The following is a 19,328-nucleotide window of genomic DNA, read 5'->3' on the forward strand; positions in this document are numbered from 1 at the left end:
CCGGGTTCATAGCGCAAAGCTCATGACCACCGCGTCTTCGCGTTGGCCGTCGGCGGCGGGGTAGTAGCGCTTGCGTTCGCCCACGCGGCGAAAGCCATAGGCCAGGTAGATGCCGTGGGCGCGCAGGTTGCTGGTGCGCACCTCCAGCCACAGCCACTGCGCGCCGCGCCCGCGCGACCACAGGGCCAGCGCATCGAGCAGCACGCGCGCCCAGCCCTGGCGCTGGTACTCGGGCGTGACGGTGATGTTCAGCAGGTGCACCTCGTCCACGCCCAGCATGGCGACGAAGTAGCCCAGCAGGTGGTCGCCCGCCATCAGCACCTGGGCCTGGTAGCCCGAGGCCAGGGCGTCGGTGAAGTTGCCGCGCGTCCAGGGGTGGGTGTACGCCTGCACCTCCACCTCCAGCACGGCGTCCAGCCGCGCGAGCGTGAGGTTTTCAAAGCGTGCCTCCAGCGCGGATGTGGGGGGGGTGGGCAGGGCGCTCATGGTGGCGTGGTGGTCGTGGTGGCAGCCACGCGCTCTGCAGCGCGCTCGGCCGTGGTTTTCGCCACTTTATCGCGGATGTAGCGCGGCAGTGCATCGGTGGCCGGCACCGCGCCGCCAGCGGCCAGCAGGGCGGGTGCCAGGCGCAGCAGGGCGGCGGCGGTGGGCAGGGCTGCGGCGTGCGGTGCGGCCGGTGCCAGGCGCTCGCCGTAGGGCGCCTGCGCATTGCCCGCCACGGTCCAGCCGGGCGGGGCCTGCACGGTTTCGGGCGCGCCCAGGCCGAAGTCGGCGTCGGCCTGCCAGCGGCCTTCGGCGGGCTGCCATTCGCAGCGGGCGTGGTAGACCTCGTCCATGCGCGCATCCAGCACGGCCACCACCTGGGTGCAGCCGTGCTGTGCCCGGGCCTCCTCGGCCACGGCCAGCAGCGTGTCCACCGGCAGCACCGGAATGCCCTGGCCGCCGCGTGCGCCGAAGGCCAGCCCCTGGGCCACGGCGCAGGCGGTGCGCAGTCCGGTGAAGGAGCCCGGCCCGCGGCTAAAGACCAGCGCGTCCAGCGTGTCGAACGTCAGGCCCGCCTGCGCCAGCAGGCTGCGCACGGCCGGGATCAGCGTGGCCGACGCCTGCGAGCCGCCCGGACCGTGGTGCAGCCAAACGGCATCGCCGTGCTGCACGGCGATGGAGATGACGTCGGTGCTGGTGTCGAAAGCAAGCAAATTCATGGGCTGGGGCCGGTCGCGCGGGGAGAAAGGATTTGGGGTCACGGGGCCGTGCGGCCCGGTGCGGATGCGGTGGAGGTACCCGGTGGGGAGGCCGCCGCCGGCGGGGCCCGGCGCAGCACCCCCAGCAGGATACCCCCGGTCACGAGCAGCAGCCCGGCCACCAGGTTCCAGTGCAGGGGCTCGCCCAGGAACATCACCGCGCCGATGGCCGACAGGCCGGGCACCAGCGCCGTGATCATGGTCGAGCGCACGGGGCCGTAGTGCTGGATCATGCGCGTGAAGGCAATGCCCGAGATCACCACCGAGCCCCCGCCCTGGAACGCCAGCTGGAACAGGATCTCGCTCCCGGGTGCGAGTGCCAGACGGCTGGCGACCCCGCCCAGGCCCGCCAGCAGCGCATAGGACGGCACGTACACCAGGCAGGCAAAGGCCGTGATGGCGATGGTGGCCTGCACCGCGTCCACCGCGTGGCGCCGCGCCATCACGCTGTAGGCGGCCCAGCAGGCGGCGGCGGACATGAACAGCAGGTCGCCCTTCCAGACGTCTCCGCCCGCGAACGCGGCCAGCAGGCTGCTGCCGCCCACCAGCAGGTCGCCCGCCACGATCAGCGCGAGCCCCGCGGCGCGCAGCGGCGTGATGCGGTCGTGCAGCAGCAGGGCCGCCAGCAGGGCGGTCCACAGCGGCAGGCTGCCGGGCATGAGCACCGCCGCATGCGTGGCCGGTGCGTGGAAGAAGCCCGCATACGCCAGCATGGCGTACAGCAGCCCGCCCAGCGTGCCCAGCAGCACCGTGGTGCGCAGGGGCAGGGGCGAGATGCCCGCAAGGCTCGATGGTGGCGCTGCCCTGCCCAGGGCGGCCTTGCGCCGCCGCACCATCCACCAGCCCCAGGGCAGCAGGACCAGGCTGGCGCCCACGATGCGCAAAAAGGCGATGTCGAACGGTGTGAGGGTGCGCTGTGCCGAGGCGCGGGCGATGACGATGAAGCCCGTCCAGATGGTGACCGTCACGACAGCCGCCAGCAGGCCCATGGCACGAGGGGAAAAGCGCATGGGGGGATTATCCGGTGGCGCGGGCCCGCACCGGGCCGGGCAGGCGCTGGTTGCGCCACCGTGTGCGAGGAAGGTGCCCGAAAGGTGCCCGGCAGGCGGCTGGTAAGCCTCAGGCTGCGCAACAGGCGCTCAGAAGGATTCCCAATCGTCGTCGCCGCCCTTTGGCGCGCTGCGCGGGTCGGGCCGTGGGGCGGCCGGCTGCGCGAGGGCCGGGGCTGCAGGCCGGGCCGCTGCGGGCGATGGGGCCCGGGCGATGGCGGCCTTGGCCAGGGGTTTGGCAGGGGCCTGGGCCACGGCCGCCGGCCGTGCGGGCGCGGGGCGGGCCTGGGGGGCCGGGGCTTTGGCCGGGGCCATGGCGGGGCGCGACTGGTCGCCGGAGAGCTTGAACACCGCCACCACCTGCACCAGGTCGTGCGCCTGGTTGCGCAGGCTGCTGGCGGCAGCGGCCATTTCTTCCACCAGCGCGGCGTTTTGCTGCGTGGCCTGGTCCATCGAGGTGACGGCCTCGCCGACCTGGGCGACGCCGGCGCTCTGCTCGCCGCTGGCCGCGCTGATCTCGCCCATGATGTCCGTGACGCGGCGGATGCTGCTCACCACTTCGCTCATGGTCTCGCCCGCCTTGTCGACCAGCGCCGTGCCGTGCTCGACCCGCTCCACGCTCGCGTGGATCAGGTTCTTGATCTCCTTGGCGGCCTCGGCGCTGCGGCCGGCCAGGCTGCGCACTTCCGATGCCACCACGGCAAAACCGCGGCCCTGCTCGCCCGCGCGGGCGGCTTCCACCGCGGCGTTGAGCGCCAGGATGTTGGTCTGGAAGGCAATCCCGTCGATGACGGCGATGATGTCGCTGATCTTGCGGCTGGCGTCGTTGATGCCCTTCATGGTCTCCACCACGTCGCCCACCACCGCGCCGCCCTGGGCGGCCACGCTGGAGGCCGTCATCGCCAGCTGGTTGGCCTGGCGGGCGTTGTCGGCGTTGTTGCGCACGGCGGAGTTCAGTTGCTCCATGCTGGCGGCCGTCTGCTGCAGCGCGCTGGCCTGGTGTTCGGTGCGGGAGCTCAGGTCGGTGTTGCCCTGGGCGATCTCGGAGCTGGCATTGGAGACGGACTCCGCGCCGTGCCGCACGTTGTTCACCACGCTGGCCAGGTTGGCCTGCATGAGCGCCAGGGACTCCATGAGCGCGCCGACCTCGTCCTTGCCATGCTGCGGCACGGTGGCGGTCAGGTCGCCGGCGGCCACCCGGCGGGCCAGGTCCGAAGCCTGACCCAGCGGCACGGTGACCGAGCGGGACAGCACCCACGAGAACAGCGCGGCCACCGCCACGCTCAGCACACCCAGCGCGATCAGCAACTGCCGGCTGGTCTGGCGGTTCTCTTCGACGGCACGCCCCAGGGCATCCACCTGCTCGCGCTGGTTGTTCAGCAACTCGTCCATCTTGGCGGCATAGTTGGCCGCCTCGGGCATGAACTGCTTGACCAGCATGGCATTCGCTTCGTCCACCTTGCCCTCTTTCTTGAGCGCAAAGATGTCGTCGCGGTTCTTGAGGTAGATCGTGCGCAGCGCGCCGATTTCTGCAAAGAGCTTCTTCTCGGAGTCGAGGAACATCAGCGCCTCGACCGCTTTTTGCAGCTCGCCCGAACTCTTGGACGAGGCCTTGCTGTCCTCGGCAAAGAAGTCCGCCAGCGCCGGGTCGCTGCTGCGCGCCACGGCGGCGGTGCGCGTGATGCCGGTGCGCAGGTTGCGCGACCAGTCACTCACCAGGCGTTCGGTCTTGATGGGGTTCTGCACCATCTCCAGCGTGGCATCGGCCACCGCGTTCAGGCGCGAGATGCTCAGCGCAATGGCACCGATCAGCAGCAGGAGCACCAGGGAAAATCCCAGCGCAAGGCGCTTGGCGACGGAAAGGTCGGAGAGTCGGCTCATAAGAAAATGCCTTGTTGTGTAGCGTTGTGGTGGCAACCGTGGGCGCGATGGCCGCCCTGCCGCGCAGATCCACGGTGCGCCGTGGGTGCGCCCGCACTGTCCCGGGTGCGGGGGGTGATGTTGCATAGTGTAAGTACGCCGCTTGCCGATTGCACGCACTGCATGCAGGTCGGCCGCGTGCCCTTGGCCGCTGCCAGGTCGGCGGCTGCACGGTCCTCCTCTAGACTTCCTGCATGATGAAGAATCGATCGAGAACCCCCCTGTGCCTGCGATGGGGGCGGGCCGTGTGGTTGGCCGGCGTGTTGTGCGCGGCCGCTGTCTCCTCTGCGCAGGCCCAGTCCACGGCGGCGCCCGTGGCGTTGCCCCCCGAGGTGGAAGCCGCGCTGGCCCGCGCCAAGCTGCCGCGCGAATCCCTGAGCGTGATGGTCACCGACGCGCAGGGCACAGCCCGCACGCAGCCCCGCCTGGCGCACCGTGCCCAGGTCCAGGTCAACCCCGCCTCGGTGATGAAGCTGGTGACCACCTACGCGGCGCTGGAGCAACTGGGCCCTGCCTACGTCTGGAACACGCCCGTGTACGTGCAGGGCACGGTGCAGGACGGCAGCCTGCGCGGCAATGTGTACATCCAGGGCCAGGGCGACCCCAAGATGGTGATGGAGCGGCTGTGGCTGCTCATGCGGCGCCTGCAGGCGCAGGGCATCCAGGTGATCGTGGGCGACATCGTGCTGGACCGCACCGCGTTCGACGTGCCCGAGCACGATCCGGCCCGCTTCGACGGCGAGCCGCTGCGGCCCTATAACGCGTCGCCCGACGCGCTGCTGCTCAACTACAAATCGTCGGTGATGACCTTCGTGCCCGACGTGCCGGCAGGGCTGGCACGCATCCAGTACGACCCGCCGCTGGCCGGCGTGCAGCGCCAGGCCTCCGTGGCGCTGGCGGCGGCCGGCACCGACTGCGGCGACTGGCGCGGCGCGCTGCGGGCCGAGCTGGCCGACCCTGCCAAGGTGGTGTTCCAGGGCGTGTACCCGGCCGCGTGCGGCGAGCGTGTGTGGCCCGTGGCCGCGGCCGACCCGCGCGGTTTTGCGGCGCGGGCCGTGGAGGGCATGTGGCGCGAGTTGGGCGGCAAGCTCACCGGCAGCGTGCGCGACGGCAAGGTGCCGGCGGGGCTCAAGCCCGCGTTCGTGTCCACATCGCCCGCGCTGGCCGAGGTGGTGCGCGACGTGAACAAGTACAGCAACAACGTGATGGCCCAGCACGTGTTTTTGACGATGGCGCTGCAAAAGAACGGCGTGGCCACGTTCGACGGTGCACGCGAGGCCCTGCGCCAGTGGTGGCAGGCGCGCGTGGGCGATGCCGAGTTGCCGCAGGCCGACAACGGCGCGGGGCTCAGCCGCGACGCGCGCCTCACGGCCCAGGCGCTCGCCCGCATGCTGCAGGTGGCCTGGCAGTCGCCCGTCATGCCGGACCTGGTGGCGTCGCTGCCCATGTCGGGCGTGGACGGCACGCTGCGCCGCAGCCAGAGCCGCGCGTCCGCCCACCTCAAGACCGGCAGCCTGCGCGACGTGATGGCGGTGGCAGGCTACGTGCACGCCGCCAGCGGCCGGCGCTATGTGCTGGTGGCGGTGGTCAACCATGCCAACGCCGGGGCGGCCCGGCCGGTGCTGGACGCCGTGGTGGACTGGGCGGCGCGCGACCAGTGAATAATCCGCGCTGGCCCTGGCACTTCTCCCTCACCCCCGCTCCATGCCCCTCTCCGAGCTCATCGGCTACCTGGCCGCGTTCCTCACCACCTGCAGCTTCGTGCCGCAGGCCCTGCACACCTTCCGGACGCGCGATGTCGGGGGCATCTCGCTGGGTATGTACAGCGTGTTCACCGCGGGGGTGGCGCTGTGGCTGGTCTACGGGTTGGTGCTCGGGGCCTGGCCCATCGTGGTGGCCAATGCGATCACGCTGGCGCTGGCGGGCACCATCCTGGGCATGAAGATGGTGTACGGGGCGCGCGGCGGGCGCTGAGCATCCGACAGCGCCCCGCCCATGGCGCCACCCTGTGCGCGGGCCCTTCGCCACTGTCGCCCAGGTGTCAAATCTGCCCGGCCGGGCACTCGTTAACCCGGATGCTGCTGCAGTGCAGGTAAGCGCACGATCCGTCGTTCCTTACCCACCGGAGGTCTCCACCCATGACGTATTTTCGCTTGACCTGTGTTGCCGCTGCGGCGGTCCTGCTTGTGGCCTGCGGGGGCTCGGACGACCCCGCCCGCGGCGCCCTGATTGACCCGCCGGCGGTGCTGGCCACGCTCACGGCCGCGCAGATCGATGCCGGCACGGCCAGCAGTGGCCTGCAGCCCATCAGCGGCAAGGCCAAGTGCGACGTGAAGGTGGTGTCGCTCAACTACGCCACCGCAGGCGCCAAGGGCGGTGAGATGACCAACGCCTCGGGCGTGATGCTGGTGCCCGCCGGCAGCTGCACCACGGCCGCGCCGCTGCTGGCGTATGCCAAGGGCACCGACGTGCAAAAGCCCCGCACCCTGGCCAACCCGCAGGACAGCGAGACCTTCCTGCTCGCCGCGATGTACGCCGCGCAGGGCTATGCGGTGGTCGCCACCGACTACCTGGGCTTTGCCAAGTCGGGCTACAGCTACCACCCCTACCTGCATGCCGATTCGGAAGCCACCTCGGTGATCGATTCGGTGCGCGCCGCGCGCAATGCCGCGGGCACGGTGGGCGCCAACCTGTCGGGCAAGGTCATGTTCAACGGCTACTCGCAGGGCGGGCACTCGTCGATGGCCGCGCAGCGCAGCGCAGAGCGCGACTACGGCAGTGAATTCAACGTGGTCGCGGGCGCGCACCTGGCCGGGCCGTACAACCTGTCCGGCTCGCTGCGCATTCCGGATGCGATCGCGGGCGTGCAGTTCTTCGTGCCGTACCTCGTCACCGCCTGGCAGAAGGTCTACGGCGATGTCTATACCGACGTGAAGCAGGTCTTCAAGGCGCCGTACTCGGGCTACATCGAGACCCTGTTGCCCAACCCCACGATGAACTACACCACCCTGGTCACCTCCGGCACGCTGCCGGCGGGCACGCCCAACCAGGCCCGCGACGCGCTGTTCCAGCCGGACTTCATCAAGGGCTCGCAGACCAGCACCACCCATCCGCTGTACCTGGCGGCCAAGAAGAACGACCTGCTGGGCTGGACGCCCAAGGCCCGCGTGCTGCTGTGCGGCGGCGCGGGCGACCCCACGGTGCCGCCCTCCATTCACCAGCAGGTCATGAAGGCCGACTTCGACAGCCGGGGCGTGACCAACGTGGCGTCGGTGGACGTGGACGCCGCCATCCAGGCTACGTTCGGCACCGGCGGCAAGGCGCCCACCGACCCGGCGTCCGCCGCGTTTGCCACCTACTACGGCTCCTACCACGGCACGTACGAGCCCCCGTTCTGCCATGCCCAGGCGCGGGCGGTGTTCGACACCGTGAAGTAAGTACACGGGCCTTTGCGCGGGCTGCACACGGCCGCGCCCTGGCTCGGCAGGGGCCAGGCACGCCCTTCGAACCGCCGGCCTTCGGGCCGGCTTTTTTGTGGGCGGGTGTCTGGAGAGGGGTGTGTAAAGCTCGGGGCGGGCTCGGTATTTTCCCGGGCGGGCAAGCTGGGAACTCGGGGGTACCATGGAGATGCGAAAAAAGCACGGTCGTTCTTTTTGGCAGTTTTCAACTGGAGAATCCCTTGAATTCACAACAATGCAAAGCCTCCCTGTCGGCGTTGGTCGCGGCCTGCCTGCTGGCCGCCTGCGGCGGCGGCGGCTCGGATACCGCGCCCTCGGCACCTGTCACGTCCGTCAAGGTGGCGGGCGACAGCCTCGCTGACAGCGGGACTTTTGGCTACAAATTCACCGTCCAGGGGTCGGCCGCCACCGGCGTGGGCTCCACGGCCATCTGGCCCGAGCGCGTGGCCACGAGCTACGGCCAGTCGCTGTGCGCCTACTACCGGTTCAACGGTTCGGCGTTCGGCACCAACGCGGCCTGCACCAACTACGCGGTGGGCGGCGGGCGCATCAACAACGCCACCGCGCCCACATCGCCGGTGTCCATCACGCAGCAGATCAAGGACATGGGCGCGCGCGGCTACAGCGCCAGCGACCTGGTGCTGATCGACGGCGGCGGCAACGACGCGGCCGACCTGATCGGCGCCTACCTGCGCGCCTCCACCGACAGCGGCCAGGCCTATGCGGCCCTGTTGAGCAGCGTGCTGCCCCAGGCCACCGTCAGCGCCGCGCTGGCGGGCGGGGCCAATGGCCTCGCGCAAGTGGGAGGCGCCTACATGCAGGCCCTGGCCCGCAACTTTGCCGACACCATCAAGGCCAACACGGTCGCCAAGAACGCACCGCGCGTGGCCGTGCTCAATGCCCCCGGCGTCACGCTGACGCCGCGCTTCCGCCTGGTGCTGGCGTCCATCAGCGCCACCCGCGGCGCAGCCGCTGCCACGCAGGCCGAGGCCTTGTTCGATGGCTGGATCCAGGCCTTCAATGCACAGCTGGCGACCAGCCTGGCTGGCGACACCCGCATCGCGGTGGTGGACTTCTACACGTCGTTCAAGGACCAGGCGACCAACCCTGCGCAGTACCAGCTCACCAATACCACCACGCCGGCCTGCCCGGCCACGGGCGTGGGCGCGGATGGACTGCCGACCTACACCTTCCCCACCTGCACCGCCACGGCGCTGTCGGCCATGACCCCGCCCGCGGGTGCCACGGGCGGCGCCGACTGGTGGAAGAGCTACGGCTTTGCCGACAGCTTCCATCCCACGCCGTACGGCCACCAGCTGGTGGGCCAACTGGTGTCGCGTTCGCTGTCCCGCGCTGGCTGGCTGTGAGCCGGCTGCACATGCTTCCATCCAAGGAGTTCTTCATGCACGCATTTTCCAAGGCTGGCCTGGCGGCAGCGGCGCTGTTTCTCGGCACGGGCGCCATGGCGCAGGTCGCCGGCACATTGAGCGTCCGCGCGGGCTTCACCCACATCGCTCCGCAGGTCAAGAGCGGTAACCTGAGCGCCCCGGCGTTCCCCAACACCAAGGTGGACGTGGACGCCGCCACGTCGCTGTCGGGCGGTGTGAACTACATGCTGACCGACCACTGGGCGGTGGACGTGCCGCTGTCCCTGCCTTTCAAGCACGACATCGTGGGCGACGGCGCCATCGCCGGTGTGGGCAAGCTGGCCGAGACCAAGGTGCTGCCCGTCACGGTGTTCGCGCAGTACCGCTTTGGCGAGGCCGAGGCGCGGTTCCGCCCCTACCTGGGCGTGGGCGTGACCTATGGCCGGTTCTTCAAGACCCGCACCACGGCCACGCTCAGCGGCCTGACGGGCGGCACGCCGGCGAACCCCACCACCGCATCGGTCGACAACAAGTGGGGCATCACGCCCCAGGTCGGCTTCGTGTGGAAGATCAACGACCGCTGGTTCGTGGATGCTGCCTACTACAAGAGCTTCCTCAAGACCACCTCGCACCTCTCGTCGGGCCAGTCGATCTCCAAACGGCTGAACCCCGATGTGATCGCCGTGGGGGTGGGCTACCAGTTCTGATGGCGGGTTGAGGTAAGGGGTGGGGAGAAGAGACTTGCCCCGCCCCTCGCCATGAAAAAGGCCGCCCGGGGGCGGCCTTTGTGTTTGTGCGCGGTCCTTGCTGGACGAACCGATTACCAGCGCGCGCGCAGGCGGTCGTACGCGTAGGTGCCGAACTGCCGCTGCGCCGACGGCGTGAGGTACACCTGGTCCGCGAACACGAAGGAGTCCGGGCTCGCACCCGCCACCAGCGTGGAGGTGTTGCACAGCGACGAGTTGACCTTGCCCGTGCCGATGCCGATGCCGTTGTTGGCGTCCACCGACGTGCATATCGGCGCGATGGCGTTGTTGAAGCCGTAGTTGGCAGGAACGCCGGTGTACAGGTTCACGTAGTAGGCGGAGTCGACATACAGCACGTTGGCGCCCAGGTCGACGATGTTCACGAGCAGGCCGTCGTTGAAGCGGGTGCTGGCATCGGCCAGCAGGGCTTCGCGGTTGATGGATTTGGCCCAGGGGCTCTTGCTCAGGTCGTAGGTGCCGGTCACCACCACGTACTTGGCACCGGCGGTGACCAGGCGGCGCACCTGCGCGGCCAGGTCCTCGCCGGCCTGGCGGGCGGCGGCCACCATGGCGGCCTCGGTCTGGGTGCCGGCCTGCACGGCGGCCATGCCGGCGATCACTTCGCTCACGCCCCCGTTGATGAACACCACATCGCTGCCGCCGAAGGTGTTGCTGGCCAGGAAGGTGTCGATCTGCTCGGTGATGGTCGGGGTGCTGGCGTTGCCGGCGGCGTCGGGCTTGGCCTTGACGCGGGCGTTGCCCACGGCGTAGCTCTTGCCGCCCGCCGATGCGGCCGCCAGGGGCTTGCCGTAGTTGGCGGCCACCTGCAGGGTCCAGTTGTTCACGCTGCCGTCATTGACGGTGTAGCGCGTGCCCTTTTGGCCGATGTCGCTGTAGCCATCGCCGAACGCGATGAAGCGCTCGGGGGTGATGGCCGACTCGGTGGTACTTGAACCGCAGGCCGCGAGCAACGCGGCCGACGCACATGCGGCGACCAGAACGGTGCGGCGGATCCAATTTGCTGCCATGTATTTCTCCAGAAAAGTGGGGCGTAGTTTAGCGGGGCCGTGTCAAGCCATGTAAAGCCGGACCTGCAACGGCATGTTGCAGGCAGGGCCTGCCCTGCCGCCGGGGGCCGTCGAGCCTCCCGGCAGGTGCCTCAGGCCGCGGCAGCCCGCTGCAGGCGGTCTCGCACGCCTTCCCAGTCGGGGCTGGCGGGCGGGGTTTCGATCCAGATCAGTTTCACGCCGTCGTCGTCGAAGCCGCGCAGCACGGCGAACAGTTGCTGGGCGGTAGCGGCCGCATCGTCGGGCATGCGGCGCATGACCAGCCGCGACGACTTGGTGCGCAGCACGGCGCGGGCGTACACCGCAATGTTGGCGGCCTCGGCGCCCAGCAGGTCCAGCCCGGTCTGCAGCGCCTTGGCATCCATCAGGCGCACCTTGGCGTTGGGCGCGTAGTGGGCCTCCAGCGTGCCCGAGGCGCGGGGCGTGTGGTCGGGCAGGTCTTCCTTGGACAGGGGGGCCGTGCCGCAGGCTGCCGTGATCTGCTCGCGGGTGATGGCGCCGGGGCGCAGCAGCACCGGCACGCCGCGGGTGCAGTCCACGATGGTGCTCTCGATGCCCACGGCGCAGGCGCCGCCGTCGAGCACCAGCAGGTCGGCGCCCAGCTCATCGCGCACGTGCTGCGCGGTGGTGGGGCTTACGCGGCCGAAGCGGTTGGCGCTGGGGGCCGCCACCCCCCACACCGGCGGTCCACCGGCCTGGGCGTCGTCGCCCGGGGCCGCGCAGGCCACGAGCAGGGCGTGCGCCACCGGGTGTGCCGGGCAGCGCAGCCCCACGCTGTCCTGGCCGCCGGTGGCGGCGGTGGCCACGCCGGGCAGGCGCGGCAGGATGAGCGTGAGCGGCCCGGGCCAGAACGCGTCGACCAGCGCCTGGGCGAACGGCGGCACGCTGCTGGCGAAGTGGCGGATGCCGTCCGCGTTGGCCACGTGCACGATCAGCGGATGGTCGCTGGGCCGCCCCTTGGCGGCAAAGATCTGCGCCACGGCGGCATCGCTGCTCGCGTCGGCCGCCAGGCCGTACACGGTTTCGGTGGGCAGGCCCAGCAGCGCGCCGCTGCGCACCGCGCGGGCCGCAGCGGCGATGGCCTGGGGGTCGTTGCCGTCGAGGATCATGGTGGTCAGAACGGGGCTATGCCCAGCAGGGCGGCCGCCTGCAGCGCCGTGGCGCGTGCGGCTTCGGGCGTGGGACCGGTCACGTTGAGGTGGCCCATCTTGCGGCCGCGCTTGGCGTCGCGCTTGCCGTACAGGTGCAGATGGGTGCCGGGCAGGGCCAGCACCTCGGCCCAGGGCGGGGTCTGTGCGGCGTCGCCGTGCGCGAACCACAGGTCGCCCAGCAGGTTCAGCATCACGGCGGGGCTGTGCTGGCGCGGCGGGGTCAGCGGCAGGCCCGCCATGGTGCGCACCTGCAGCTCGAACTGCGACACGTCACAGGCGTTCTGGCTGTAGTGGCCGCTGTTGTGCGGGCGCGGGGCGATCTCGTTGACCACCAGGCTGCCGTCCTGCAGCACGAAGAACTCGACGCACAGCACGCCCACGTACTGCAGGCCTTCTGCTACAGATTTTGCAGCTGCCACCGCTTGTGCAGCAAGCGGTAGGGGCAGATTCTGTTCATGAACCTCGGTCACGGCCAGGATGCCGTCGCGGTGCAGGTTGCGCTGCACCGGCAGGTGCACCATGGCGCCGTCGGCTCCGCGCGCCACGATCACCGAGCATTCGAGCGCCAGCGGCAGCATCTTCTCCAGCACGCACGGGACCTTGCCCACGGCATCCCAGGCGGCGGCCAGCTCGGCGGCGGTCTTCACACGCACCTGGCCCTTGCCGTCGTAGCCCATGCGGGCGGTTTTGAGAATTCCTGGAAGCAGGTCTTCGGACACGGCGCCCAGTTGCTCGGCCGTCTCGATCACCGCATACGGCGCGCAGGGCACGCCGCAGCCGACGAAGTGCGCCTTCTCGCGGGCGCGGTCCTGCGCCACCGACACGGCGCTGGCTGCGGGCGACACCGGGCGCTGTGCGGCCAGCGTGGCCAGCGCGGCGGCGGGCACGTTCTCGAACTCGGTGGTCACCGCGTCGGACACGCGGGCCAGCTCGGCCAGGCCCGCCGGGTCTTCGTAGCCGGTCTGGATGTGGTGGTGGCTCACCAGGCCCGCAGGGCTGTCGGTGTCGGCGTCGAGCACGGCCGTGAAATAGCCCATGGCCTGCGCCGCGTGCACGAACATGCGGCCCAGTTGGCCGCCGCCCAGCACGCCCAGCGTCGCGCCGGGAAGGAGAGGCGTTGTAGACGCGGTCATGCGGCAGGGGGCAGGGTCATGTTGCGCGCCACCTCCGTCTGCTCGGCGCGGAAGGCTTCCAGGCGCGTACGCAGCTCGGGGTTCTCGCTGGCCAGCAGCGCCACGGCGAACAGCGCAGCATTGGCAGCCCCGGCCGTGCCGATGGCGAACGTGGCCACCGGGATGCCCTTGGGCATCTGCACGATGCTGTGCAGCGAATCCACGCCCTGCAGGTGCCGGCTGGCCACCGGCACGCCCAGCACGGGCACGGTGGTCTTGGCAGCGATCATGCCGGGCAGGTGGGCTGCGCCGCCCGCACCGGCGATGATGGCCTTGAGGCCCCGGCCCGCGGCGGCTTCGGCGTAGGCGAACATGTCGTCGGGCATGCGGTGGGCCGAGACCACGCGGGCCTCGTGCGCGATGCCGAACTGTTCAAGAATCTGCACTGCATGCTGCATGGTGTCCCAGTCGCTGCTGGAGCCCATGACCACGCCGATCTGGATGGGTTTCATGGTGGTAGGGGGTGCGCGGCGGCGGGTTGCGCCCGCTGCACGGCTGTAGGTGGAACCCGCGATTTTACTTTTTGCGCTCCCCTTCCCGGAGCCGGGACATGTCGATGGGCCAAAATAGCGCGAACCCACCAGCTGCGCCGGCCTCTCCCGGCCCCCCCATCATGATTGACGTCACCGTAGAAAACTTTGAAGCCGAGGTGGTTGCCGCCTCCATGGATGTGCCCGTCCTGGTGGACTTCTGGGCGCCCTGGTGCGGGCCCTGCAAATCGCTCGGTCCGGTGCTGGAAAAGCTGGAGACCGAATACGCCGGCCGCTTCAAGCTCGCCAAGATCGACTCCGACCAGGAGCAGCAGCTCGCGGGCATGTTCGGCATCCGCAGCATCCCCACCTGCGTGCTGCTCATGAACGGCCAGCCCGTGGACGGATTCATGGGCGCGCTGCCCGAGGGCCAGGTGCGTGCCTTCCTCGACAAGCACGTGCCCACCGAAGACCAGCTCACGGCCGAAGCCGAAGAGGAAGAAGCCTTCGAAGCCCTGGCCGAAGGCGACACCGACACGGCGCTCGAGAAGCTGCAGCATGCCGTCGTGACCGACCCCGCCAACGACGACGCCCGCTTCGACTACGTCAAGCTGCTGCTGCAGCTGGGCCGCGAAGACGACGCCAAGGTCGCCTTCGCCCCGGTGATCGCCAAGGCCCCGGGTTCGCGCAAGCTCGGTGCCCTCAAGACCTGGATGGATGCTATTGATTTCGTAGCTTTGAGCGCTTATGGGGAGAGCGCTGGAGCCGATTTTGATGCCAAGATCGCCGCCAGCAAGCGCGACTTCGACACCCGCTACGCGCGTGCCCGCTGGCTCATGGCCCGCCAGCGCTGGACCGACGCGATGGACGAATTGCTCGAGATCCTCATGCGCGACAAGGCCTGGGGCGAAGAAGCCGCCCGCAAGACCTATGTCGCCATCCTCGAAATCATCGAGCCGCCCAAGGTGAAGGTGGCCGACGGCCAAATCCCGCCCGACGACCCGGTGGTGGCCACCTACCGCCGCCGTTTGTCGAGCGTGGTGCTCAGCTGATTCCGGCCGGGTGGCTGGACGCGGCGGGTCGGGGGTGATGGCGGTGCAGCGCGCCGGGCAGGGGCACCACCGCAGCCTCCGGGCAGGCCGGGGCCGCCTGTTGGCGTGCATGGCCGCTTGCCTGCTCGCTGCGGGCTGCGGCACGCGGCCGCCGGCACCGGATGCGGTGGTCACGGGCGTGGCCTTGTCCCGAGAGCGCGTCGTGCTGCCCCCCGAGGCCGTCTTCGAGGCCACGCTGCTGGACGTGAGCCAGCCCGACGCGCCCCCGGTGGTCCTGGGGCGCCAGCGCCGCGAGCCGGCGGGCCAGCCGCCCTATGCGGTGGCCATTGCGTACCCGTCCTCGCGGTTCGTGCCCAAGGGGCGCTACGAGGTGCGCGCCGCCGTCACCCTGGAAGGCCGGCTGCTGCTGGCCTCCGAGGCGCGCCACGCCGTCCCGCAGGATGCGGCCTACCGCCATGTGGACGTGCAGCTGCGGCGCCAGCCCCCGCTGGCGGCCGTGGTGGAGGCCGGCGTGCCGCTGCTGCTGACGTACTGGCGCCTGGTGTCGATCGAGGAGGAGGCCGTGCCCCGCCCCGCGCAGGGCGGCACGCCGCCGCACCTGGTGCTGCAGTCCGACGAGGCGCGGGCCACAGGCTCGGGCGGCTGCAACCGGTACCTGACCGACTACCACCTCAACGGCGCGCAGCTGTTCTTCGGCCGGGTGGTGTCCAACATCGCCCTGTGCCTGGACCGCGGCGCGCTGGAGACGCGGTTCTTCAATGCCCTGGAAGGCGTGGCAAGCTTTCGCCAGCAGGGCACGCACCTGCAGTTGCGCGACGCGCAGGGCAAGCCGCTGCTCGGCTTCGAGGCCGCCGAGACGCTGCTGGAATAGGCGCTGGAAGCGGCAGGCCGCACGCCCGGTCGCCCGTCGGGTCGCGTGCACGGGGGCGTGGCGGTTACCGCAGCCATGAAAGGCGTGCAGCCGTTCGTCATGCCGCTACGCCCTTACGCTGTCACGCCGTCAACCGCTCCAGCGCTTCGCGGTACTTGGCGGCGGTCTTCTCGATCACGTCGCGCGGCAGGCGCGGGGCCGGGGCGGTCTTGTCCCAGGGCTTGCCGTTGACCTGGGCCTGTTCCAGCCAGTCGCGCACGAACTGTTTGTCGTAGCTGGGTGGGTTCTCGCCGCGGGCCAGCGCGTCGGCATAGCCCTCGACAGGCCAGTAGCGCGAGCTGTCGGGGGTGAGCACCTCGTCCATCAGCACCAGCGTGCCGTCGGGCGCGAGGCCGAACTCGAACTTCGTGTCGGCAATGATCATGCCTTTGGCCAGCGAGATTTCGGCCGCCGCCTGGTAGATGGCGATGCTCAGGTCGCGGATGCGGGTGGCCAGATCCAGGCCGATCATCTCCACCGTCCGCTCGAAGGTGATGTTCTCGTCGTGCTCGCCCGCAGCGGCCTTGGCGGCGGGCGTGTAGATGGGCGTGGGCAGCTTGGCGGCGTTGGTCAGGCCCTCGGGCAGCGGCACGCCGCACACCGCACGCGATTCCTGGTATTCCTTCCAGCCGCTGCCGGCCAGGTAGCCCCGCACCACGGCTTCCACCGGGATGGGCTTCAAACGCTGGACCAGCATGGAGCGGCCGCGCACCTGGGCCACTTCTTCGGGGCTGACGACGCTCTCGGGCGCATCGCCCGTGAGGTGGTTGGGGCAGATGTGGCCGAGCTTGTCGAACCAGAACAGCGCCATCTGCGTGAGGAGCTCGCCCTTGCCGGGAATGGGCTCGCCCATGATCACGTCGAACGCCGACAGGCGGTCGCTGGCCACCATCAGGATGCGGTCATCGCCCACGGCGTAGTTGTCGCGCACCTTGCCGCGGGCCAGCAGGGGCAGCGACGTGAGGGCAGAGGTGTGCAGGGCGGTGGAGCTGGGCTGGGTCATGGTGTCGATGAGGCGGTCGATGGTGTCGCGTCCGCTGCCGGCAGGCCGGTGAACGCACAACGTAAAACACGTGCGGGAGCATTCCGCGCAACCTGCGGATTTTACGCGCGGGGGCCGGGGCGGGTGGCGGGGCGGCGCCGGCCGGTGCCCGCGGCCGGGGCGTCAGGGCAGCCGGCGGCGTTGCGTGCACACCGAATGTCTCGCGTGTTGCACCATGTTGCGGCACACTGGGCGGCCCTCCTTTCCTGAGCCGCCGCGCGCGACTTTCCGTGCAGTCTTCCTCCTCTTCCTTGCCTGCTGCTTCGGCAGCGTCTGCCGCCGTTCCAGCCGCCCCCATGCTCACGCCGCGGCGCGAGTTCTGGCTGCTGCTCACCCTGGCCGGCATCCAGTTCACGCACATCCTGGACTTCATGATCATGATGCCGCTAGGGCCGCAATTCACGCAGCTCTTTGCCATCAGCGATGCGCAGTTCGGGCTGCTGGTGTCGGCCTATACGCTGTCGGCGGGCGCATCGGGCCTGCTGGCCTCCACCTACATCGACCGCTTCGGCCGCAAGCGCCTGCTGCTCACGCTGTACGTGCTGTTCGGCCTGGCCACGCTGGCCTGCGGCCTGGCGCCCACGTACGGCTCGCTGATGGTGGCGCGCATCCTGGCGGGCGCGTTCGGCGGGGTGCTGTCGGCGCTGTCGCAGACCATCGTGGCCGACGTGGTGCCGTTCGAGCGGCGCGGCCGGGCGATGGGCATCGTGATGACATCGTTTTCGCTGTCCACCGTGGCGGGCGTGCCGCTCGGGCTGCTGCTGGCCCAGTACGGCGGCTGGCACCTGCCGTTCATCGCCATCGCGTCGCTGGTCGGCGTGCTGGCCATCTTCGCGGCCCGCACCATGCCGACGATGACGGCGCACCTGCAGGCCGCGCAGCGCCGCAGCACGTTCGGCGGCATCGCCCAGGTGCTGGGCGACGCCAACCACCGCTGGGCGTTCCTGTTCTCGGCGCTGATCATGTTCACCGGCTTCACGGTGATCCCCTACATCACGATCTACCTGCAGGCCAACGCCGGCGTGCGGCCCGACCAGGTCCCGCTGGTGTACCTGTGCGGCGGGGTGGTCACGCTGTTCACCGCACGGCTTTTCGGCGTGCTGACCGACCGCTGGGGCAAGATGGTGGTGTTCCGCTGCCTGGCGATCGCGGGGGCGTTTCCGCTGCTGGGGATCACGCTGGTGCGCGGCGTGCCGCTGTGGGGCGTGCTCACGGTGTCCACGCTGATGTTCGCGCTGATGAGCGGCCGCATGATCCCGGGCATGGCCATCATCTCGGCGGCGGCGCAGCCGTCGCTGCGCGGCACCTTCATGACGCTGAATGCATCGGTGCAGTCGGCGGCCATGGGCATGGCTTCGTTTCTGGGCGGGTTGCTGATCAGCCGCGATGCGCAGGGGCTGGTGCAGAACTACTGGATGTCCGCCGCGGTGGGCATCACGGCCAGTGTGCTGTCGATGCTGGTGGTGGGGCGCCTGGTGCTGCACGGTGCAACACCGCAGGCCCGCTGACCGCATGGGGGGCGAGGGCGCCGCCTGAAGAGAAGGGGCGCGCGAAGGGGCGCGCAGGTCAACCGGATCATTGTGCGCGCTTTTGCGGCGCTTGGCACCTTCGCCGCCATAACCCAGCAGTCAGGGGCGGTATGGGATTGCTTTTCGGTGAGGGCAGGGGCATAGTGAACTCACGTCAACGGATGCATCCTCGTTCCCCAGCCGCTCCCCTGATCAAGGACGGCATTCTTTCACCGAGAGTGTTACAGGAGACTTATCTATGAACTTGACGATCAGCGGTCACCATCTCGAAGTTACCCCCGCCTTGCGCAGCTATGTCACCACCAAGCTGGACAGGATCACCCGCCATTTTGACCAAGTTGTCGATGTCAAGGTACTGCTGACGGTAGAGAAGCAAAAGGAGAAGGAAAAGAGGCAGCGAGCGGAATGCAACATCCATGTGAAGGGCAACGACCTGTTCGCCGAAAGCTCGCATTCCGACCTGTACGCTGCGGTGGATGAACTGGTCGACAAGATGGACCGCCAGGTGGTCCGCCACAAGGACCGCCTGCAGGATCACCACCACGAAGCCGCCAAGCGCGAACTGCACGCGTGATGCGCCAGCCCTGAGCTTGGCACAGCAGCCGCCCACTGGGCGGTTTTTTTGTTGCCTGACGCCCCGCGATCAGGGTTTTCGCCAAGATGTGCATAATTGTTACCTTGACCATGAATCGACTCGCCTCCATCCTGCCCTCAGCCCAAGTGCTTGTGAGTGTTGACGCCACGAGCAAGAAGCGTGCTTTTGAAGAAGCGGGTCTCCTGTTCGAGAGCCAGCACGGCCTGTCGCGCGCGCTGATCACCGACAGCCTGTTTGCGCGCGAGCGCCTGGGCTCGACGGGCCTGGGCCATGGCGTGGCCATCCCGCACGGCCGCATCAAGGGGCTCAAGGCCCCGATGGCGGCGGTGTTCCAGCTGCTGCACCCCATCGGGTTCGATGCGCCGGACGAGCAGCCCGTGGGCCTCCTGATCTTCCTGCTGGTGCCGGAAGCGGCGACGCAAAAGCACCTCGAGATCCTGTCCGAGATCGCGGAGCTGCTGAGCGACTCGGCCCTGCGCGAGCGGCTCAAGTCCTGCACCGACGCGGCCGAGCTGCACGGCATGATCGCAGGCTGGCAGTCCACGCAGGCGGCCTGAGC

General features: G+C 69.6%; 19 protein-coding genes. 10 read left to right on the plus strand and 9 right to left on the minus strand.

Features of this window, described 5'->3' with window-relative positions; all coding sequences use genetic code 11:
• Positions 1–6: 6 nt before the first annotated feature.
• The 4 genes from rimI to ACSQ3D_RS23220 form a co-directional block, all read right to left on the minus strand.
• The gene (gene rimI, locus ACSQ3D_RS23205) at positions 7–486 is read right to left on the minus strand and encodes a ribosomal protein S18-alanine N-acetyltransferase (protein ID WP_396505734.1); all 480 of its coding nucleotides are present in this window, start codon (positions 484–486) and stop codon (positions 7–9) included.
• Positions 483–1,202: a tRNA (adenosine(37)-N6)-threonylcarbamoyltransferase complex dimerization subunit type 1 TsaB gene (gene tsaB, locus ACSQ3D_RS23210; RefSeq protein ID WP_436128491.1), complete on the minus strand. Its 720-nt coding sequence runs from the start codon at positions 1,200–1,202 to the stop codon at positions 483–485. The genes rimI and tsaB overlap by 4 nt, the downstream gene beginning before the upstream one ends.
• A 38-nt stretch (positions 1,203–1,240) precedes the next feature.
• Positions 1,241–2,251, minus strand: coding sequence for a DMT family transporter (locus ACSQ3D_RS23215; RefSeq protein ID WP_436128492.1), 1,011 nt, complete (start codon positions 2,249–2,251; stop codon positions 1,241–1,243).
• Positions 2,252–2,380: 129 nt separating this feature from the next.
• Complete coding sequence (locus tag ACSQ3D_RS23220) at positions 2,381–4,171, minus strand: methyl-accepting chemotaxis protein (RefSeq protein WP_436128493.1); 1,791 nt, start codon at positions 4,169–4,171, stop codon at positions 2,381–2,383.
• Between the two features lie 233 nt (positions 4,172–4,404).
• Between ACSQ3D_RS23220 and dacB the strand changes: the two genes are divergently transcribed.
• The 5 genes from dacB to ACSQ3D_RS23245 all read left to right on the plus strand — a co-directional run bounded on the left by dacB (position 4,405) and on the right by ACSQ3D_RS23245 (position 9,742).
• Positions 4,405–5,871, plus strand: a complete 1,467-nt coding sequence (gene dacB / locus ACSQ3D_RS23225) for a D-alanyl-D-alanine carboxypeptidase/D-alanyl-D-alanine endopeptidase (RefSeq protein ID WP_436128494.1) — start codon at positions 4,405–4,407, stop codon at positions 5,869–5,871.
• A gap of 43 nt (positions 5,872–5,914) precedes the next feature.
• Entirely contained in the window at positions 5,915–6,184 is a 270-nt protein-coding gene (locus ACSQ3D_RS23230) for a SemiSWEET transporter (RefSeq protein WP_056411407.1), read from the plus strand.
• Positions 6,185–6,348: 164 nt separating this feature from the next.
• Positions 6,349–7,647 carry a lipase family protein gene (locus ACSQ3D_RS23235; protein WP_436128495.1) on the plus strand — a complete coding sequence of 433 codons (1,299 nt, stop codon included), beginning with the start codon at positions 6,349–6,351 and terminating at the stop codon, positions 7,645–7,647.
• 242 nt (positions 7,648–7,889) lie between these two features.
• The gene (locus ACSQ3D_RS23240; protein WP_056411410.1) at positions 7,890–9,035 is read left to right on the plus strand and encodes an SGNH/GDSL hydrolase family protein; all 1,146 of its coding nucleotides are present in this window, start codon (positions 7,890–7,892) and stop codon (positions 9,033–9,035) included.
• Between the two features lie 35 nt (positions 9,036–9,070).
• Positions 9,071–9,742 carry an OmpW/AlkL family protein gene (locus ACSQ3D_RS23245; protein WP_056411671.1) on the plus strand — a complete coding sequence of 224 codons (672 nt, stop codon included), beginning with the start codon at positions 9,071–9,073 and terminating at the stop codon, positions 9,740–9,742.
• Positions 9,743–9,855: 113 nt separating this feature from the next.
• On the opposite strand, the gene ACSQ3D_RS23250 is transcribed toward ACSQ3D_RS23245, so the two are convergent.
• From ACSQ3D_RS23250 to purE, 4 genes are all read right to left on the minus strand, one after another.
• A complete protein-coding gene (locus ACSQ3D_RS23250; protein ID WP_396505740.1) occupies positions 9,856–10,809 on the minus strand; it encodes an SGNH/GDSL hydrolase family protein in 954 nt (317 codons plus the stop codon).
• Between the two features lie 131 nt (positions 10,810–10,940).
• Positions 10,941–11,957, minus strand: a complete 1,017-nt coding sequence (locus ACSQ3D_RS23255) for an L-threonylcarbamoyladenylate synthase (protein WP_396505741.1) — start codon at positions 11,955–11,957, stop codon at positions 10,941–10,943.
• A 5-nt stretch (positions 11,958–11,962) separates the two neighbouring features.
• Positions 11,963–13,132 carry a 5-(carboxyamino)imidazole ribonucleotide synthase gene (locus ACSQ3D_RS23260; RefSeq protein WP_436128496.1) on the minus strand — a complete coding sequence of 390 codons (1,170 nt, stop codon included), beginning with the start codon at positions 13,130–13,132 and terminating at the stop codon, positions 11,963–11,965.
• Positions 13,129–13,623, minus strand: coding sequence for a 5-(carboxyamino)imidazole ribonucleotide mutase (gene purE, locus ACSQ3D_RS23265; protein WP_056411422.1), 495 nt, complete (start codon positions 13,621–13,623; stop codon positions 13,129–13,131). The genes ACSQ3D_RS23260 and purE overlap by 4 nt, the downstream gene beginning before the upstream one ends.
• Positions 13,624–13,784: 161 nt before the next feature.
• Between purE and trxA the strand changes: the two genes are divergently transcribed.
• A complete protein-coding gene (gene trxA, locus ACSQ3D_RS23270; RefSeq protein ID WP_056166764.1) occupies positions 13,785–14,693 on the plus strand; it encodes a thioredoxin in 909 nt (302 codons plus the stop codon).
• Positions 14,694–14,802: 109 nt separating this feature from the next.
• The gene (locus tag ACSQ3D_RS23275; RefSeq protein ID WP_235507343.1) at positions 14,803–15,564 is read left to right on the plus strand and encodes an META domain-containing protein; all 762 of its coding nucleotides are present in this window, start codon (positions 14,803–14,805) and stop codon (positions 15,562–15,564) included.
• A 121-nt stretch (positions 15,565–15,685) separates the two neighbouring features.
• Here the strand turns inward: ACSQ3D_RS23275 and ACSQ3D_RS23280 are convergent, their stop codons facing one another.
• Entirely contained in the window at positions 15,686–16,606 is a 921-nt protein-coding gene (locus tag ACSQ3D_RS23280) for a phosphoribosylaminoimidazolesuccinocarboxamide synthase (RefSeq protein WP_056411673.1), read from the minus strand.
• Positions 16,607–16,941: 335 nt separating this feature from the next.
• On the opposite strand from ACSQ3D_RS23280, the gene ACSQ3D_RS23285 reads away from it, so the two are divergent.
• From ACSQ3D_RS23285 to ACSQ3D_RS23295, 3 genes are all read left to right on the plus strand, one after another.
• Positions 16,942–18,153 (plus strand): MFS transporter, encoded by a 1,212-nt coding sequence (locus ACSQ3D_RS23285; RefSeq protein WP_436128497.1) that lies wholly within the window; start codon positions 16,942–16,944, stop codon positions 18,151–18,153.
• 259 nt (positions 18,154–18,412) lie between these two features.
• The gene (gene hpf / locus ACSQ3D_RS23290; RefSeq protein ID WP_056411430.1) at positions 18,413–18,748 is read left to right on the plus strand and encodes a ribosome hibernation-promoting factor, HPF/YfiA family; all 336 of its coding nucleotides are present in this window, start codon (positions 18,413–18,415) and stop codon (positions 18,746–18,748) included.
• Between the two features lie 110 nt (positions 18,749–18,858).
• Positions 18,859–19,326 (plus strand): PTS sugar transporter subunit IIA, encoded by a 468-nt coding sequence (locus ACSQ3D_RS23295; RefSeq protein ID WP_056411434.1) that lies wholly within the window; start codon positions 18,859–18,861, stop codon positions 19,324–19,326.
• The last annotated feature ends 2 nt before the right edge of the window (positions 19,327–19,328 follow it).

Source organism: Acidovorax sp. LjRoot117, from assembly GCF_964252695.1.
Taxonomy (GTDB): Bacteria; Pseudomonadota; Gammaproteobacteria; order Burkholderiales; family Burkholderiaceae_C; genus Acidovorax.

Coding starts and splice junctions, on each gene's coding strand:
- ACSQ3D_RS23295 (WP_056411434.1), top strand. CDS start 18,859: ATGAATCGACTCGCCTCCATCCTGCCCTCAGCCCAAGTGCTTGTGAGT.
- ACSQ3D_RS23220 (WP_436128493.1), bottom strand. CDS start 4,171: ATGAGCCGACTCTCCGACCTTTCCGTCGCCAAGCGCCTTGCGCTGGGA.
- ACSQ3D_RS23260 (WP_436128496.1), bottom strand. CDS start 13,132: ATGACCGCGTCTACAACGCCTCTCCTTCCCGGCGCGACGCTGGGCGTG.
- ACSQ3D_RS23215 (WP_436128492.1), bottom strand. CDS start 2,251: ATGCGCTTTTCCCCTCGTGCCATGGGCCTGCTGGCGGCTGTCGTGACG.
- ACSQ3D_RS23250 (WP_396505740.1), bottom strand. CDS start 10,809: ATGGCAGCAAATTGGATCCGCCGCACCGTTCTGGTCGCCGCATGTGCG.
- tsaB (WP_436128491.1), bottom strand. CDS start 1,202: ATGAATTTGCTTGCTTTCGACACCAGCACCGACGTCATCTCCATCGCC.
- dacB (WP_436128494.1), top strand. CDS start 4,405: ATGATGAAGAATCGATCGAGAACCCCCCTGTGCCTGCGATGGGGGCGG.
- ACSQ3D_RS23285 (WP_436128497.1), top strand. CDS start 16,942: ATGCTCACGCCGCGGCGCGAGTTCTGGCTGCTGCTCACCCTGGCCGGC.
- ACSQ3D_RS23255 (WP_396505741.1), bottom strand. CDS start 11,957: ATGATCCTCGACGGCAACGACCCCCAGGCCATCGCCGCTGCGGCCCGC.
- ACSQ3D_RS23280 (WP_056411673.1), bottom strand. CDS start 16,606: ATGACCCAGCCCAGCTCCACCGCCCTGCACACCTCTGCCCTCACGTCG.
- ACSQ3D_RS23275 (WP_235507343.1), top strand. CDS start 14,803: ATGGCCGCTTGCCTGCTCGCTGCGGGCTGCGGCACGCGGCCGCCGGCA.
- ACSQ3D_RS23230 (WP_056411407.1), top strand. CDS start 5,915: ATGCCCCTCTCCGAGCTCATCGGCTACCTGGCCGCGTTCCTCACCACC.
- rimI (WP_396505734.1), bottom strand. CDS start 486: ATGAGCGCCCTGCCCACCCCCCCCACATCCGCGCTGGAGGCACGCTTT.
- hpf (WP_056411430.1), top strand. CDS start 18,413: ATGAACTTGACGATCAGCGGTCACCATCTCGAAGTTACCCCCGCCTTG.
- ACSQ3D_RS23245 (WP_056411671.1), top strand. CDS start 9,071: ATGCACGCATTTTCCAAGGCTGGCCTGGCGGCAGCGGCGCTGTTTCTC.
- trxA (WP_056166764.1), top strand. CDS start 13,785: ATGATTGACGTCACCGTAGAAAACTTTGAAGCCGAGGTGGTTGCCGCC.
- ACSQ3D_RS23235 (WP_436128495.1), top strand. CDS start 6,349: ATGACGTATTTTCGCTTGACCTGTGTTGCCGCTGCGGCGGTCCTGCTT.
- purE (WP_056411422.1), bottom strand. CDS start 13,623: ATGAAACCCATCCAGATCGGCGTGGTCATGGGCTCCAGCAGCGACTGG.